Annotated in this window: 12 protein-coding genes; 3 read left to right on the plus strand and 9 right to left on the minus strand. The window is 43.6% G+C overall.

What is annotated here, in order from left to right:
• Nucleotides 1-28 precede the first annotated feature (28 nt).
• A complete protein-coding gene (locus tag ACGHAV_RS06495) occupies nucleotides 29-904 on the plus strand; it encodes an amino acid ABC transporter substrate-binding protein (RefSeq protein WP_390378042.1) in 876 nt (291 codons plus the stop codon).
• A 65-nt stretch (nucleotides 905-969) separates the two neighbouring features.
• Here the strand turns inward: ACGHAV_RS06495 and asnB are convergent, their stop codons facing one another.
• Nucleotides 970-2,640 carry an asparagine synthase B gene (gene asnB, locus ACGHAV_RS06500; RefSeq protein ID WP_390378045.1) on the minus strand — a complete coding sequence of 557 codons (1,671 nt, stop codon included), beginning with the start codon at nucleotides 2,638-2,640 and terminating at the stop codon, nucleotides 970-972.
• Nucleotides 2,641-2,970: 330 nt separating this feature from the next.
• Here asnB and ACGHAV_RS06505 point away from each other — a divergent pair, with 330 nt between their 5' ends.
• The gene (locus tag ACGHAV_RS06505) at nucleotides 2,971-3,753 is read left to right on the plus strand and encodes an RMD1 family protein (RefSeq protein WP_390378048.1); all 783 of its coding nucleotides are present in this window, start codon (nucleotides 2,971-2,973) and stop codon (nucleotides 3,751-3,753) included.
• Nucleotides 3,754-3,823: 70 nt separating this feature from the next.
• On the opposite strand, the gene ACGHAV_RS06510 is transcribed toward ACGHAV_RS06505, so the two are convergent.
• Complete coding sequence (locus tag ACGHAV_RS06510) at nucleotides 3,824-5,491, minus strand: M28 family metallopeptidase (protein ID WP_390378051.1); 1,668 nt, start codon at nucleotides 5,489-5,491, stop codon at nucleotides 3,824-3,826.
• Between the two features lie 70 nt (nucleotides 5,492-5,561).
• On the opposite strand from ACGHAV_RS06510, the gene ACGHAV_RS06515 reads away from it, so the two are divergent.
• A complete protein-coding gene (locus ACGHAV_RS06515) occupies nucleotides 5,562-6,482 on the plus strand; it encodes a DUF3025 domain-containing protein (RefSeq protein ID WP_390378054.1) in 921 nt (306 codons plus the stop codon).
• 132 nt (nucleotides 6,483-6,614) lie between these two features.
• On the opposite strand, the gene ACGHAV_RS06520 is transcribed toward ACGHAV_RS06515, so the two are convergent.
• The 7 genes from ACGHAV_RS06520 to putP all read right to left on the minus strand — a co-directional run bounded on the left by ACGHAV_RS06520 (nucleotide 6,615) and on the right by putP (nucleotide 14,709).
• Nucleotides 6,615-7,319, minus strand: coding sequence for a YIP1 family protein (locus ACGHAV_RS06520; protein ID WP_390378057.1), 705 nt, complete (start codon nucleotides 7,317-7,319; stop codon nucleotides 6,615-6,617).
• A gap of 182 nt (nucleotides 7,320-7,501) precedes the next feature.
• Nucleotides 7,502-9,226 (minus strand): SLC13 family permease, encoded by a 1,725-nt coding sequence (locus ACGHAV_RS06525; protein ID WP_390378060.1) that lies wholly within the window; start codon nucleotides 9,224-9,226, stop codon nucleotides 7,502-7,504.
• A 16-nt stretch (nucleotides 9,227-9,242) separates the two neighbouring features.
• On the minus strand, nucleotides 9,243-10,658 hold the full coding sequence (gene cysN, locus ACGHAV_RS06530) for a sulfate adenylyltransferase subunit CysN (protein ID WP_390378063.1): 1,416 nt from the start codon (nucleotides 10,656-10,658) through the stop codon (nucleotides 9,243-9,245).
• A 1-nt stretch (nucleotide 10,659) separates the two neighbouring features.
• Nucleotides 10,660-11,451 carry a 3'(2'),5'-bisphosphate nucleotidase CysQ gene (cysQ, locus tag ACGHAV_RS06535; protein WP_390378066.1) on the minus strand — a complete coding sequence of 264 codons (792 nt, stop codon included), beginning with the start codon at nucleotides 11,449-11,451 and terminating at the stop codon, nucleotides 10,660-10,662.
• Nucleotides 11,451-12,047: an adenylyl-sulfate kinase gene (gene cysC, locus ACGHAV_RS06540; RefSeq protein ID WP_334012995.1), complete on the minus strand. Its 597-nt coding sequence runs from the start codon at nucleotides 12,045-12,047 to the stop codon at nucleotides 11,451-11,453. Before cysC ends, cysQ begins: the two co-directional genes overlap by 1 nt.
• Nucleotides 12,047-12,961, minus strand: coding sequence for a sulfate adenylyltransferase subunit CysD (gene cysD, locus ACGHAV_RS06545; protein ID WP_390378069.1), 915 nt, complete (start codon nucleotides 12,959-12,961; stop codon nucleotides 12,047-12,049). The genes cysC and cysD overlap by 1 nt, the downstream gene beginning before the upstream one ends.
• Before the next feature lie 242 nt (nucleotides 12,962-13,203).
• Nucleotides 13,204-14,709, minus strand: a complete 1,506-nt coding sequence (putP, locus tag ACGHAV_RS06550; protein ID WP_390378072.1) for a sodium/proline symporter PutP — start codon at nucleotides 14,707-14,709, stop codon at nucleotides 13,204-13,206.
• Nucleotides 14,710-14,882: the final 173 nt, after the last annotated feature.

The raw sequence follows: 14,882 nt of genomic DNA on the forward strand, positions 1-14,882 counted from the left end.
CCATTTGGTTTGTGAGGGATAAATATCAATGATTAAGCGTAAAGTTCTCGCTACATGTTTTGTGGGATTGGCTATCCAATTCAGTGCATACGCTGCAACATGGACAATAACTTACCCTAAGCCACTTGATGACTCAGATGCGCGTGCCCAATATCCCATTGCTTTATTGAAGCTAGCCTTAGGTAAAACTGGGGTAAACTATGAGTTACGTCCTTCCGACCGTATTCTTTTACCGGGTAAGGCCATGCGACAACTTCGGGAAAACCGAGAAGTTAACGTAGTGTGGAGCATGACCGACTCGCAACGTGAAAAAGAGGTTGCGCCCATTCGTATTCCTATTGCAAAAGGCTTAATTGGAATGCGCGTTTTTGTAGTAAACAATGCAAAAAGACAGAAGTTTGAAAGTCTGGAATCGCTTGCTGATATGCGCAAGCTAGTTCCGATTCAAGGCGAGGAGTGGCCCGATACAAAAATACTTCAAGCAAATGGCTTTAATGTGTTTACTGTGCCAGAGTTTCGCGAAGCATACGATTTAATAAAGCAAGGTAAGGCTGACTTTTTCCCCCGTTCGGTAATGGAAGTGAGTGTAGAAATGGCTGAAGAGGGGAGAAGCAGCAACCTATTTATCGAGCCCTCGATGGCATTGTATTACCCCACAGCCATGTATTACTTTGTAAATAGCAATAACGTAACCTTGGCGAATCTCATTGAAACCGGTCTTCAAAGAGCCCTTGAGGATGGGTCTTTTGATGCTTTGTTCTACACAACCTATGCACCAATTATTGCCGAGTTAGACATGAATGGTAGAAACGTATTTACCCTTGAAAATCCGCTTTTACCGGCTGAAACCCCGTTAAATGATGCCCGTCTGTGGTACAAAACAGAAAGCGTTGTCGCACAGTAGAAACCTCTTGCTAGTAGATACAAAAAACGCGGCATAACGCCGCGTTTTTTCATTACAGAATAAGATTAAGACTCACCCGCATGTACGTCTTTCATAGAGCGACCTGAAGGGTCTGCATTGTTCTTGAAGCTCTCATCCCATTCAAGTGCCTCTACGGTACTACATGCAATAGACTTACCGCCTGGAACGCAACGAGCTGCGCTTTCTTGAGGGAAATAGCTTTCAAAGATAGTGCGGTAGTAATAACCTTCTTTCGTATCAGGCGTGTTCACAGGAAAACGGAATTCCGCCGTAGCTAGTTGTTGGTCAGTCACTTCGCTGTCTACAAAATCGCGAATTGAATCAATCCAAGAATAGCCTACACCGTCACCAAACTGTTCTTTTTGACGCCACAGTACTTCTGCAGGAAGAGTTTCGCCGTTGTCGAACGCTTTACGTAAAATCCACTTTTCCATTTTGCCCTCAAGGCACATTTTGTCTTGAGGATTTAGGCGCATTGCAACGTCGATAAAGTTTTTATCTAAGAATGGAACACGCGCCTCCACACCCCATGCAGAGGTTGCTTTGTTCGCGCGCGCACAGTCAAACATGTGTAAGCGATCTAGTTTGCGAACCGTTTCTTCGTGGAATTCTTTGGCATTTGGCGCTTTGTGGAAATATAAGTAACCACCAAATATTTCATCCGAACCTTCGCCCGACAGCACCATTTTAATGCCCATCGCTTTAATTTTACGGGTCATTAAATACATGGGCGTTGCTGCGCGAATGGTTGTGGTGTCATAGGTTTCTAGGTGATAGATAACATCACGAATAGCATCTAGACCTTCTTGGATTGTGAAGTGGATCTCATGGTGAACCGTGCCAATCATATCCGCTACTTTCTTTGCAGCTTTTAAATCTGGTGCACCTTCAAGACCTACAGCAAAGCTGTGCAGGCGAGGCCACCACGCATCGGTTTTGTCTTCGTCTTCTACGCGTTTTGCAACGTATTGTGCAGCCACAGCTGAAACCAACGACGAATCTAGGCCGCCCGAGAGTAGCACGGCATAGGGAACGTCAGACATCATGTGAGACTTAACGGCTTTCTCAAACGCAACACGAAGTTCGTCTAGGTCGCTAGTATTGTCTTTTACGTTGTCGTATTCCATCCAATCGCGTTTGTAATACTTTGTAATTTTGCCTTCTTTGCTCCACAGGTAGTGGCCAGGAGGAAATTCACTGATTGTTTTACACACGCCTGCAAGGGCCTTCATTTCAGAGGATACGTAAAAGTTCCCGTGTTCATCATACCCAGTGTAAAGCGGAATAATACCAATATGGTCGCGAGCGATAAGATAGGCGTCTTGCTCTTCATCATAAAGAATAAAGGCAAACATACCTTCAAGTTCGTCAATGAAGTCGATGCCTTTTTGCTGGAAAAGCGGGAGTATTACTTCGCAGTCTGAGCGTGTTTTGAAAGGATATGGCTCGTCCAAAGCAGCAGCAAGCTGCTTGTGGTTATAAATTTCGCCGTTTACGGCAAGGATATGTTTGTCGTTTTGGCTGATAAGGGGCTGTGCACCGGTGTCTACATCTACAATGGCCAGTCTTTCGTGACAAAGAATGGTATTGTCATTATTCCAGATACCCGACCAGTCAGGGCCACGGTGGCGCAATAGTTTAGATAAATCGAGGGCTTGGGTTCTGAGTTCAGACACATCGGTTTTGATATCAAGGATACCGAAAATACCACACATATTACGGATTCTCTCTGTTCACTTGTTGAAAAAATATTGGGGCTTTTTCTGTCGGGTACTCGCGTACGAGTGAGCGAAGATTTTATTTTTATTGTTTAATCGCGTGCTTTGAATGTGCCAGTCTGACAGGAAATTGCAAGTACAATATGATGAGAAAATGGAAATACTTATTCCAAAGAGCACAAATCAAATTATAGTCATCCTAAATTGATGTATCTTTGAACAAAATTTGTCGTCGTAACCATTAGTTTTTTAACGCATGAAATGTCTGTTGTAGTGCATGAATTAGGCGCATAATCGCGCCGATTTTTAATCTATATGGTTATAGGTATGCAATTCTCTAACGACCGCGTGTCGGCTTTTATTATTCCCGATTTCGCTATTTCACAAGACTTAATGGCAAGTTTAGGTTCGCGTTTCCGCGATGCAGTACAAATTGATGTGTTTGGGGGTGAGGCTTGGCTATTTGAGTACGGCGTAATCGTTTTCTGGGGCGTTGATGAGGACGAAAAGCTAGCGTTACTTAACAGACTTCAAGTGAATGAAGATGTATTAACAGGGCAGCATCAAGAGCACCTTCGCTTTGCTTTTGACGGTGAAACCTTGAAACTTCAACGGGACCTCATTGCCCTGCCTAACCGTGATGAACTACTACGGCTATCTATTAGTCATGGTTTGGCACAGTCGATAAAGTTAAATCAGTATGAAGAAAAGGCGCAAGACACTATAACTCAATACGGTTATTTGCCAAACGCGCTTGCTGAAACGGGCAAAATAAAGTTGGGGCGAACAGCGCTTGCGAAAATTCGCGGTCACTTATTTAGCACCAAAAGCGATATTTTTCTGCATTATGGGTTACTAGATACACCGGAATTTTTCTGGGAATATCCTGAATATGAGTACGCCTACACGTTAACGTCACGCTATCTTGATATAAGACCGCGAGTTGAAGTTTTGTCGAACAAATTAGACGTCATTCATGAGCTTTTCGAGATGTTGGCAGATGATTTAAACCATAAGCATTCATCATTTCTTGAATGGATAATTATTATTCTAATTGCGTTTGAAATTGCGACATTTGGCGCAGAGGAATTAAAAGCTATTTTAATGTAAATACACTTTAAATAGCGCTAAAAAAGCCCCGTAATGGGGCTTTTTTTATTTGAGATTTTAGCTATACATTCTAGTAAGCACGCTGGAACTCACTGGTCTCATTCCATTTTGGCCAAGCTTCTGCGTTTGATACATTAACGCCAACATCAAACAACATTTGCGTGTCTTGAACGATACCGCTCAAGTCCCAATCTTCGCGATACTCGTCGCACACCTGATGATAACAACCTGTTACGATAACGTTCATACGCTTACGATACTTAGCAGTTTCGTCGTCTGCGGGCTCATTGCCACCTTCAGCATATAGCGCAGGCACGCCTTGCTTTGCAAAGCTGAAGTGGTCAGAACGATAGTAGTAGCCTGCTTCAGGTCTGTCTTCTTGTGTAAGCGTACGGCCTTGTTTTGATGCTGCACTTTTCAGGTAATCTTCCATTTCCGATTTACCCATGCCTACTACAGCAACATTCTTTGTTTTACCCAATACATTCATTGCGTCCATATTGATATTGGCAACCGTGTTTTCAATAGGAATTACTGGGTTGCTAGCATAGTATTTGCTGCCAAGAAGGCCTTGCTCTTCAGCAGTTACCACAAGGAAAGATACTGAGCGCTTAGGAGCAGGTGTAAGCTCTCCATACGCCTTTGCCATCGCAAGGATAGCAGCTGTACCAGTGGCATTGTCGTGAGCACCATTGTAAATTTGATCGCCTTCTTTGCTTTCATCTTTACCAAGGTGGTCCCAGTGTGCAGTGTAGATAACGTGCTCGTCAGGCATTTCTGACCCTTCAAGTGTTGCTATTACGTTATTGCTTTCAGACTTTTTAAACGTGTTTTTAACTGTTACCGATGCCGCAATATCCATTGCTTTATTGTAAGGACCTTTCATTGCATTGGCTTTTTCTTCATCAAAGTTCAGGCCTGCATCACTAAACACTTTTTTGGCCGCATCTAATGTAAGCCATCCCTCAACAGCTACACGACTTGCACCTTTGTCTTTGCTAACCAAACCGTACTGAGGGCCGCTCCAGCTATTTGCCACAACAGACCAGCCGTAAGATGCTGGTGCAGTTTCGTGAACAATGATAGCGCCGGCAGCACCCTGACGGCTTGCTTCTTCATACTTATAGCTCCAACGACCATAGTAAGTCATAGTGGTGCCTTGAAACTTACCGCCTTTTGGGTTCTCAAAGCCAGGGTCGTTAATCAGCATTACAACAGTTTTCCCCTCAACATCAAGGCCCTCGTAATCGTTCCAGTTGTACTCTGGAGCATTTACGCCATAGCCTACGAATACTAGTTCGGAGTTTTCCAGTGAAACCGTATTTTGCTCACGTTTCGATGAAGCTACCATGTCTTTTTTATAAGCGAAGGTGTTGTCACCAATTGTCATGGTCATATCTGCGTCAGCAGTAATTTCCATCAACTCCACTTTTTGTAAAAAGCTATCTCCATTGCCAGGCTTAAGCCCCGCTTTTTTAAACTCGCTTACAAGAAAATCGATCGTTTTCTTCTCGCCTTCAGTGGTAGGCAAGCGACCTTCAAATTCATCAGAAGCAAGAACTTTTAGCGGCTCGCGAATATCGGCATCCGAAATGCTGTTGTATACGTCATCAAAGTTTGATGCCGTGGCCATAGATTTGGCTGAGTCGTCATTTGAGGTTGTGGTGTCGTTAGATGGTGTGCAAGCACTTACGCCTAGAAGCGCAGGTACAAGCATTGGCAAAAACATTTTTTTCATTGTTGGTCTCTGTTTGCTCTACAATACGCGCTCAGTATAGTGAAATCCGTTTGGTGAACCAATAGTTGTTATGCAATCTGCACATATTCCGTTCTGTACACGTTATTTGAAAGCGTCCGCAAGTAAGCCAGTTATCGAGTTATTAGATGAAGTAGGGCTGTTAGACAGTAACGTCTTTCCAGATAGCTGCATGTTAAATGCGCTAGCGCAGCGTTTTTATGACAAGTGGAGCGCCCCTGTTTTTAAAGATCAGGGAACATTTGATGCAGACGAAGATCGCTATTACGAAACTATTATTAACGAGGATAATACGGTACCCACGCGAGAAGAGAGCTGGCACGACCTATTTAATGCGTTGGTGTGGTTACAGTTCCCGAAAACGAAGAAATACTTAAATACACTGCACGTTAAAGATATTGTTAGCTATGGTGCGAACCCGAGGACAGAAAGGCGTAATCGTATTACCCACTTTGACGAATGCGGTATTGTACTGGCGGTTGAAATACCAGCCCCCTCGTTTAAAAACGATCAAAAGAACCAAAAGCAAAGTGCTACTTACATCGATAATAAACTAAACGCAGTCGATGTTACGCAATGGTTAAACGCCTTGGCAAACCATCAATGGCACGATGTGTTCATTCAAAGTCGAAGCGTTTGGCACAATCAAGTGACGCCGTTTATTTTTGGGCACGCTAACTTAGAAATGATGTTAAGCCCTTTTATTGGACTTACTGGAAAATGGCTTGCAGTACCTGTTGCACAAGGGTTTAGTGAATTAGATAAGTGGGAACAGCGACAAGTGTTAGATGAGGCTATGCTAGCGCGCCTGAATGAGCTAAATGATTTTAACAGTGCGCCATTATTAAAGCCGCTTCCGCTTCTTGGCGTACCGGGCTGGCACAATGACCAGACACCTGCTTTTTACGCAAATAAAGATTATTTCAGACCGATTAGGGTGAATGCTAAACCTACAATTCAATTGCCGCTCTGAAGTGCGGTTTTATTGAAGTAGACTCAGTGTCGGGCCACAGGAATAAAAAAGGCCTTGGTTTAAACAAGGCCTTTTTCGTTCAAGTAGTTTTGGAACCTATATTTTAAGCTATTTTCTACGCTCAAATTGCTCTTAGAATACGGCGATAAATACTAACCAAATACTATACAAAATCGCATAAGGTGCGGTCGCGATGATAGCGGCTTTTTTACGGTCGAACGAAGTCCACTGTGAAATACCCACTGTCGCGAGGTAGATGCCCCAGAAAAGCTCTAAGCGAATGGCCTGACCAAAAGCAAACCAATCGGAATTCATGGGGATACTTAAAAGGTAGCTTAGTGATGTGGGGGCCATGATAACTGGAGATACTTGATGGTTGTCGCTTAACACCAGTAAAACCACTCCTATCAAGCCTGTAATAACATACGGCATAGACAACCACCAAGAGAAACCATACCAATCAGTAAAGCCAAATACATGGCTATCGTCAGAGCGAGTGGCTAAATTTACGTAAACAGCGTAAATAGCGTTTATCACCGTAATAGCAAAGAAAGCTCCAATCAGCTGCGTCCACATTAGGCTCTCGCGAGTAAAGAAAGCTCGCATTTGGTCTTCTTCTGCTGGGCTCATATCACCTTGTGCAGCAATGTTTAAATTCGCAAACCATTCTATATCAACAAAGTTCACATAGAGGTACTGCATCGCCATAGAAATACCCATGACGAGGATGAAGGGCATCCAGCTCCAGTTGTTGTTTTCACCTACGGCTTTAAAAACACCATTGGGCTTGAAGAAAATATCATTACAAGCTTGAAAAGGATTTGATACCTCGTGCATCCGCTGCTCCTAAAATTGATTTTTATATTTTTTACTTAACTACTAATAGAGTACTGAGCAGCAAATTTTAAGTACAGAGTTTATTGGTGTGCGGTGATTTTTTTTGTAAAAAACTATTTCGAATGAGGGCAGTTAACTCTGTTCTGAAACAAAAGAGGCCCTTTTTTAAGGACCTCTTTCAGTTATAGGTAGGTAATATTTAAAAGGGTAAGCACAATAGTGCTGTAAACCACAGAAATAGGTAAACCCATTTTTATAAAGTGAGAATATCGGTAGTTCGCTGCGTTATAAACTAGCAGATTGGTTTGGTAGCCAAATGGCGATATAAAGCTTGCGCTAGCGGCAAATGCAACAGCCAATGCAAACGGCATAAGCGGAGCACCAAGTATTTGCACTAAACCATATGCAAACGGGAACATAAGCGCGGCCGCGGCGTTATTGGTTACAAACTCGGTTAATATTAAAGTAAGTAAATAAATGACCACAAGCGCCACAAACCAGTCAGCACCTGCTAAAAATGGCATTAGCGTATTGGTCGTTAACGCAATTACCCCGGAAGTCTCAAGTGCCGTTGCTAAGCTCAACGCACCAACAATCACCACAATTAAATTTAACGGTAAGTTGCGCTTCATCTCACCGCTTGAAGCTACTTTTACACCGGTTAACACTGCAGCTAAAAATAACAGCCCAATGGCTAGTGAAATCACATTAGCTGCGGCCAGCAATACTGTAGTTAAAAAGCCACCAAGCGTTATCCACTCCTGCTTGTTGGTAAGCGGGCGAGCAATTTTTTGCTCTGATAAGATAAAAAAGTTCTTATTTAAATTCTGACGTGTTGCAAAATCTGGCCCTGTAGCAAGTAACAAAAAATCACCGGCTTGCAGTTTTATCTCGCCCAATTTACCTGAGAGCTGTTCACCATCGCGTCGAATAGCGACTACAGCAGCGTCGAATAGCGCTCTAAACCCTAGTTTTTTGATAGTTTGCCCGATAACTTGTGCTCGGTTAGCCACAACAACTTCAGTTAAGCTTTCACGCAACACTCCGTCGGTTTCTGCAAACATGCTCAAGCCTTTAATATGACTTAAGTTCTCAAGCTTTTGTACGTTACCCGAAAAGATAAGCTTGTCGTTCTCCAAAATTACAAGGTCAGGGCCAACAGGCGAGATAAGTTTGCCGTTGCGAACTACTTCTACTAAAAACAGTTCGGGCAAATTACGCAAATGGTTTTGCTCAACGCTTTTACCGATGAGTTCCGAACCAGCTTCAACCTCAGCCTCAACCATATATTCTTGATAGTTGTTGCTCTTATTGCCAATTTGGGGCAACCATGGAAGCATAAAGAACATTAATAGGCCACAGCTTAATCCGGCTATAGCGCCATATAGCGTGAAGTCGAAAAAGTTAAAACCCGGGTGCCCGTGTTCTTGCAAAAAGCTATCTACAATTAAATTGGTAGACGTGCCAATAAGGGTAACGGTACCCCCTAATATCGCCGCATAGGATAAAGGAATTAATAACCGTGAGGCGGGGTGATATTGGTTTTGTTTTATCGGGCCAATAAGACTTGCCACTATTGCGGTATTATTCAACAGTGCCGATGACAAAAACGTTAATGAAAATAAGCGCCAGTATGACTGCGTAAAGTTAGCACTTACCAGCTTTCGACCTAGACGTTTTATCAACGCTGTTTTATCAATTGCACTACTTACCAAAAGCAACAAAACAAGGGTTATAAGGCCCTTGTTTGTTAAATTTAGCAATATGTCATCAAGCGATAACTGCTGAGTAACCAGTAGTGCCAACACTGTACCTGAAAATACAGTAGAGGGGCGCTGATTAGTAAAAATCAGCGCTAAAATCGTACTGGCAAAAATTGCCAGTACGATAAACTGGGTCACATCCATAATGCTCCAGTCCTGCTTATAGTTTACTGATGTCCACAGAGTTCCAATGCGGGAAGTGCTTGCGTACTAGCGCATTAAATTCTAGCTCGAACTCAGAGAAATTAGGTGATGCATGCTTAGCGTCACCTGCGATTTCGTCGATGATCATGCCTGCACCAACAGTACCGTTAGTAAGACGATCGATAACGATAAATGAACCAGTGGGGCGGTTGCGCTTGTACGGGTCGCACGCTACAGGTTGTGTGAACTTAACATCTACTACACCAATCTCGTTAAGGTTTAGGTGCATAGCATCCTTTTCTTCTAATGTGTTCACATCAATTTGGTTATCAATATGAGCAACAACCCCAGGCGTTGACTTAGTCGCGAATTTAAACAAGTACTGCTTGTTTGGCATTAGCGGCTCTTCAGACATCCACACTAGGTGGGTTTTAAATTGTGTGTTAAGCAACGGCAAGTTATCTGATTTAACAATCATATCGCCACGAGAGATATCAATTTCATCCTCTAGCGTTAGCGTAACGGCTTGTGGAACATAAGCGCGTTCTTGATCGCCTTCAAAGGTAACTATCTGCTTTACTTTTGATTTCTTACCAGAAGGAAGCGCAGTGATTTCATCACCCGGTGCAACTTGACCTGATACAACAGTACCCGCAAAGCCACGGAAATCTAGGTTAGGGCGGTTAACGTATTGCACTGGGAAGCGGAAGTCATCTAGGTTGTCATCTTCGCCAATTTCAATGTTTTCCAACATTTCCATTAGTGGTGCGCCGTTAAACCATGGCGTTTTTTCGCTCTTACCTACTACGTTGTCACCTTCAAGTGCTGAAAGAGGTACAAACTGAATATCAGGAATATCAAGCTGCTCAGCAAATTTCAGATAGTCTTGCTGAATTTGGTTGTACACCTCTTCTGAATAGTCCATTAAGTCCATTTTGTTGATTGCAACAATAACGTGCTTAATGCCTAGTAGAGACACTAGAAAAGAGTGACGTTTAGTTTGTACCTTAACACCGCCACGAGCATCAACAAGGATAATCGCAAGGTCGCAAGTAGACGCGCCCGTTACCATATTACGGGTGTACTGCTCGTGTCCTGGAGTATCTGCGATAATGAATTTACGCTTGTCAGTTGAGAAGTAGCGATATGCTACGTCAATGGTAATACCTTGTTCACGTTCTGATTGAAGGCCATCAACGAGAAGCGCAAGGTCAACTTTCTCACCTGTAGTACCTACTTTTTTACTGTCTTTGGTAATTGCCGCAAGCTGATCTTCATAAATCATTTTTGAATCGTGAAGCAAGCGACCAATAAGGGTACTTTTACCGTCATCTACGCTACCGCAGGTGAGGAAACGTAGCATGTCTTTCTTTTCGTGTTGCTCTAGGTAAGACAGAATGTCCTGTCTCAATAATTCGTTTTCATTGTTCATGTTATGCGCTCACAAGGAAAAAGGGGTTTAACACAGACTCTTTTTGGTTGTACGTAAGAGCGTCAGCGTTGTCATCTAATGGGCTTTCAGGGTCAAGTACGGTTACGTTTGCGCCAGCTGCTAGTGCGACTGCGTGCGCTGCACCTGTATCCCATTCAGATGTTGGGCCTAATCGAGGGTAAAGATGTGCTTCGCCCTCAGCCACCAAGCAAAGCTTCAGTGAGCTGCCCATCGCCACAAGCTCGGTTTCACCTTCAAGCTGCGCCAATAAATTCTGAATTTCAGGGCTTTGGTGAGAACGACTACCTACCACTTTCCACACTTCTGCACCATCGTGCTTGCGTGCAGAAATAGCCGTAAATTCGCCATTCACTTCGGTCCATGCACCTTCACCAACAATACCTACATAGCTTTTGTTAAGTGCTGGTGCGTAAACCACACCCATGGTCGGGTTGCCGTTTTCGATAAGTGCAATATTTACCGTAAACTCACCGTTTTTCTTAATAAACTCTTTAGTGCCGTCTAGCGGGTCTACCAGCCAGTATGACGACCACGTTTTGCGTTCATCCCATGAAATATCTGCTGACTCTTCAGAAAGAATCGGCAGGTCAGATTCAGCTTCTAGGGCGTTAACAATCACGTTATGTGCGGCAAGGTCAGCTTCTGTTAGCGGGCTGGTATCCTGCTTTTCATAAATGGCGAAGTCTTTCTCGTAAATGGCCATTATCTTATCGCCAGCCTCTTTAGCGATAGTTAGCACTTTTTGTGTCAGTGCATTTAAAGGTTGTGCCATTACACCAATCCCTTTTCTTGAAGCAAAGCATAAAGGCGTTCAGCAGTTTGCTCTGCGGGTTCATCCTGATAGGTTAAGTGAACTTCTGGTGCTTCAGGCGCTTCATACGCTGAATCAATACCCGTGAAGTCTTTTATCTCACCACTGCGCGCTTTCTTGTATAGCCCTTTCGGGTCACGCTTTTCGCACACTTCCAGAGGTGTATCAACAAACACTTCAACAAATTCACCATCACCTAAAAGGCTGCGGCAATAGTCGCGGTCAACCTTAAAAGGTGAAATAAATGCAGTTAACACAATCGTGCCAGCATCAACAAAAAGTTTAGCGACTTCGCTAATGCGACGAATATTCTCAACGCGATCTTTATCGCTAAAACCTAGGTCGCCGCACAAACCGTGACGCACATTGTCGCCATCTAAAAGGTAGGTGTGCTTGTTTTGCTCGTGAAGTTTCTTCTCAAGCAAGTTTGCCAACGTCGACTTACCAGAGCCGCTTAAACCCGTTAGCCAAAATACACGTGGTGTTTGACCAAGCTTTTCAGCGCGGGTGGTCTTGTTTACTTCGTGTTTATGCCAAACAACGTTGTCGGTGGCCATTAGAAGTACCCTTCCATTTTCTTCTTCTCCATAGAGCCTGCGCTGTCATGGTCGATAACTCGGCCTTGACGTTCAGACGTCTTGGTAAGCAGCATTTCTTGAATAACTTCAGGGAGGGTTGCTGCTTCTGACTCTACCGCACCGGTAAGTGGGTAACAGCCAAGGGTACGAAAACGCACAGAACGCATCTCTGGTACTTCACCTTCTTCAAGCGGCATACGGTCGTCATCAACCATAATAAGAATGCCGTCGCGCTCAACGACAGGGCGAGGCTTAGAAAGGTAAAGTTGTGGAATATCGATGTTTTCTAGGTAGATGTATTGCCAGATATCTAGCTCAGTCCAGTTAGACATTGGGAATACACGAATGCTTTCGCCTTTGTTAACCTGAGAGTTATAGATATTCCAAAGCTCTGGACGCTGGTTTTTAGGGTCCCAGCGATGGTTGCTGTCGCGGAATGAATAAACACGCTCTTTCGCACGCGACTTTTCTTCGTCACGTCGAGCACCACCGAACGCAGCATCGAACTTATATTTGTTCAACGCTTGCTTAAGCGCTTGGGTTTTCATGATGTCAGTGTGTTTTGCTGAACCATGCGTAAATGGGCCGACACCAGCTTCTACACCTTCTTCATTAATGTGAACGAGCAAATCGAACCCGTGTTTCTTAGCTTGTTCATCACGGAATTTAATCATTTCACCAAACTTCCACGTGGTGTCTACGTGTAAAAGTGGGAAAGGAATTTTGCCAGGCGCGAAGGCTTTACGGGCAAGGTGAAGCAGTACAGAAGAGTCTTTTCCTACAGAATAAAGCATAACTGGGTTTTCAAACTCAGCAGCTACTTCACGGAAAATCTGAATACTCTCGGCTTCGAGTTGTTTCAGATGCGTAACAGACGGGATACTAGCAGTCATTTTGAAGTCCGAATTTTATGTTATATGCAAAAAAGTTATAGATGGGTAATATTATTGCATAGGACGATAGCATACTTGCATTGAAAAGTAGTATGCGATTTTGCTATTTAAAATAGCTAACTTATTTCAATAAATAAAACTGTCATACAATTGAAGCATAAGCCCTATTTTTTCTGAGCTAGAAAACAAAAAAGGCTCCTCATACAACGCATGTGGAGCCTTTTTAACCGTCTTAAAAAAGTTTATTTTTTATTGAGTTGAGCTTGGAATGCATCAAAAGTTTCGGTAACGCCTTCGCGAGGGCTGCCGGACTTGCTCAATACCATTATGGTCAAGCTAGATAAGATAAACCCGGGCACAATTTCGTACATCCATGCACTTAATCGCTGCCCACCAATTTCAACAGGGAGATAAATCCAAATAAGCACGGTAACAGCACCAACGATCATACCGCCAAGTGCAGCACGGCGAGTCATTTCGCGTTTGAACAAACTAAACAACACAAGTGGCCCAAACGCAGCGCCAAAGCCTGCCCATGCATTGCTTACCAGCGTTAAAATGCTACTGTCTCTGTCGTAAGCCAAAAATATCGCTACAAGCGCCACTGCAATAACGCTTACGCGGCCGGCAATAACAAGTTCACTGTCTGATGCGTCACGTCGTAAAAACGCTTGGTAAAAGTCGCTGGTTAGTGAGCTAGAGGTCACTAATAGCTGCGAAGAAATTGTACTCATGATGGCCGCTAGAATGGCTGCCAGTAAAAAGCCCCCAATTAACGGGTGGAAGAGAATTTGAGACAGATAAATAAAAACAGTTTCTGGATCGATTTGGTTTCCGTTGCCAGTAACATAGGCAAGTCCAAATAACCCCGTCATTAACGCGCCGATAATCGATACAATCATCCAGCTCATACCGATATTTCTTGCTGTTGGAATATCTTTAACTGAACGAATAGCCATAAAGCGCACGATAATATGCGGCTGACCAAAGTAACCTAAGCCCCAAGACATCAAGGATATAATGCCAACTACGGTAAGTGCTTCATTCGTAGATGCGTCCATGAAGGCGTTAAAAAGCGCTGGGTTTATGTTTTCGAGGGCGTCAATTGAGGCGCCAATTCCACCTAGTTCACTAATGACTACTGCTGGTACCATCACCAATGAAACAAACATTATGCAGCCTTGCACAAAATCGGTCATGCTTACTGCCATAAATCCGCCTACAAGTGTGTAAGCAACAACAACGCCCGCTGTTACGTATAAGCCAGTCTCGTAGCTTAACCCAAATGATGTTTCGAATAGTTTGCCGCCTGCAACAACGCCAGAAGAAGTGTAAAGCGTGAAGAAAACGACAATAACCACGGAGGCGATGACGCGAAGTAAGCGAGAATTGTCCGCAAAGCGGTTTTCAAAATAATCGGGTAGGGTAATTGAGTTATTTGCTACTTCGGTAAAAATACGAAGTCTTGGAGCCACTAAAATATAGTTGGCTAGTGCACCTAACACTAAACCAACGGCAATCCATCCCGCAGATAAACCTGAAATGTACATAGCACCAGGAAGCCCCATCAACATCCAGCCACTCATATCCGAAGCACCTGCAGATAGAGCGGTTACCGCCGGCCCTAATTGGCGACCGCCAAGCATATAACCTTCAACGTTGGTATCTGTTTGACGATAGGCGAACAAGCCTATTCCCAACATTACTACAAAGTACAAGCCTAACGAGATAATCGTGCCAGTTGCCATATTATTTCCCTGTGATTTTTTCTTTAATGCTAACACCTTAGCGTTTGAGTCTCTACGGCTGTCATAGAACTCAATCAATACAAGAATGGGAATGTGTAAATTTTGTTTGGCAAATCCATAATGTGGAAATTCAATGGCCTGTCGTAATTAGTAGAGTTGTTTAAAACGCTATT

Source organism: Alteromonas sp. MTD1 (assembly GCF_042848195.1).
GTDB lineage: Bacteria > Pseudomonadota > Gammaproteobacteria > Enterobacterales > Alteromonadaceae > Alteromonas.

Bases quoted from the DNA above. Each gene is read 5' to 3' on its own strand.
- ACGHAV_RS06515 (WP_390378054.1), top strand. From the start codon at position 5,562: ATGCAATCTGCACATATTCCGTTCTGTACACGTTATTTGAAAGCGTCC.
- cysQ (WP_390378066.1), bottom strand. From the start codon at position 11,451: ATGGCACAACCTTTAAATGCACTGACACAAAAAGTGCTAACTATCGCT.
- cysD (WP_390378069.1), bottom strand. From the start codon at position 12,961: ATGACTGCTAGTATCCCGTCTGTTACGCATCTGAAACAACTCGAAGCC.
- cysN (WP_390378063.1), bottom strand. From the start codon at position 10,658: ATGAACAATGAAAACGAATTATTGAGACAGGACATTCTGTCTTACCTA.
- ACGHAV_RS06520 (WP_390378057.1), bottom strand. From the start codon at position 7,319: ATGCACGAGGTATCAAATCCTTTTCAAGCTTGTAATGATATTTTCTTC.
- asnB (WP_390378045.1), bottom strand. From the start codon at position 2,640: ATGTGTGGTATTTTCGGTATCCTTGATATCAAAACCGATGTGTCTGAA.
- ACGHAV_RS06525 (WP_390378060.1), bottom strand. From the start codon at position 9,226: ATGGATGTGACCCAGTTTATCGTACTGGCAATTTTTGCCAGTACGATT.
- cysC (WP_334012995.1), bottom strand. From the start codon at position 12,047: ATGGCCACCGACAACGTTGTTTGGCATAAACACGAAGTAAACAAGACC.
- ACGHAV_RS06505 (WP_390378048.1), top strand. From the start codon at position 2,971: ATGCAATTCTCTAACGACCGCGTGTCGGCTTTTATTATTCCCGATTTC.
- putP (WP_390378072.1), bottom strand. From the start codon at position 14,709: ATGGCAACTGGCACGATTATCTCGTTAGGCTTGTACTTTGTAGTAATG.
- ACGHAV_RS06510 (WP_390378051.1), bottom strand. From the start codon at position 5,491: ATGAAAAAAATGTTTTTGCCAATGCTTGTACCTGCGCTTCTAGGCGTA.
- ACGHAV_RS06495 (WP_390378042.1), top strand. From the start codon at position 29: ATGATTAAGCGTAAAGTTCTCGCTACATGTTTTGTGGGATTGGCTATC.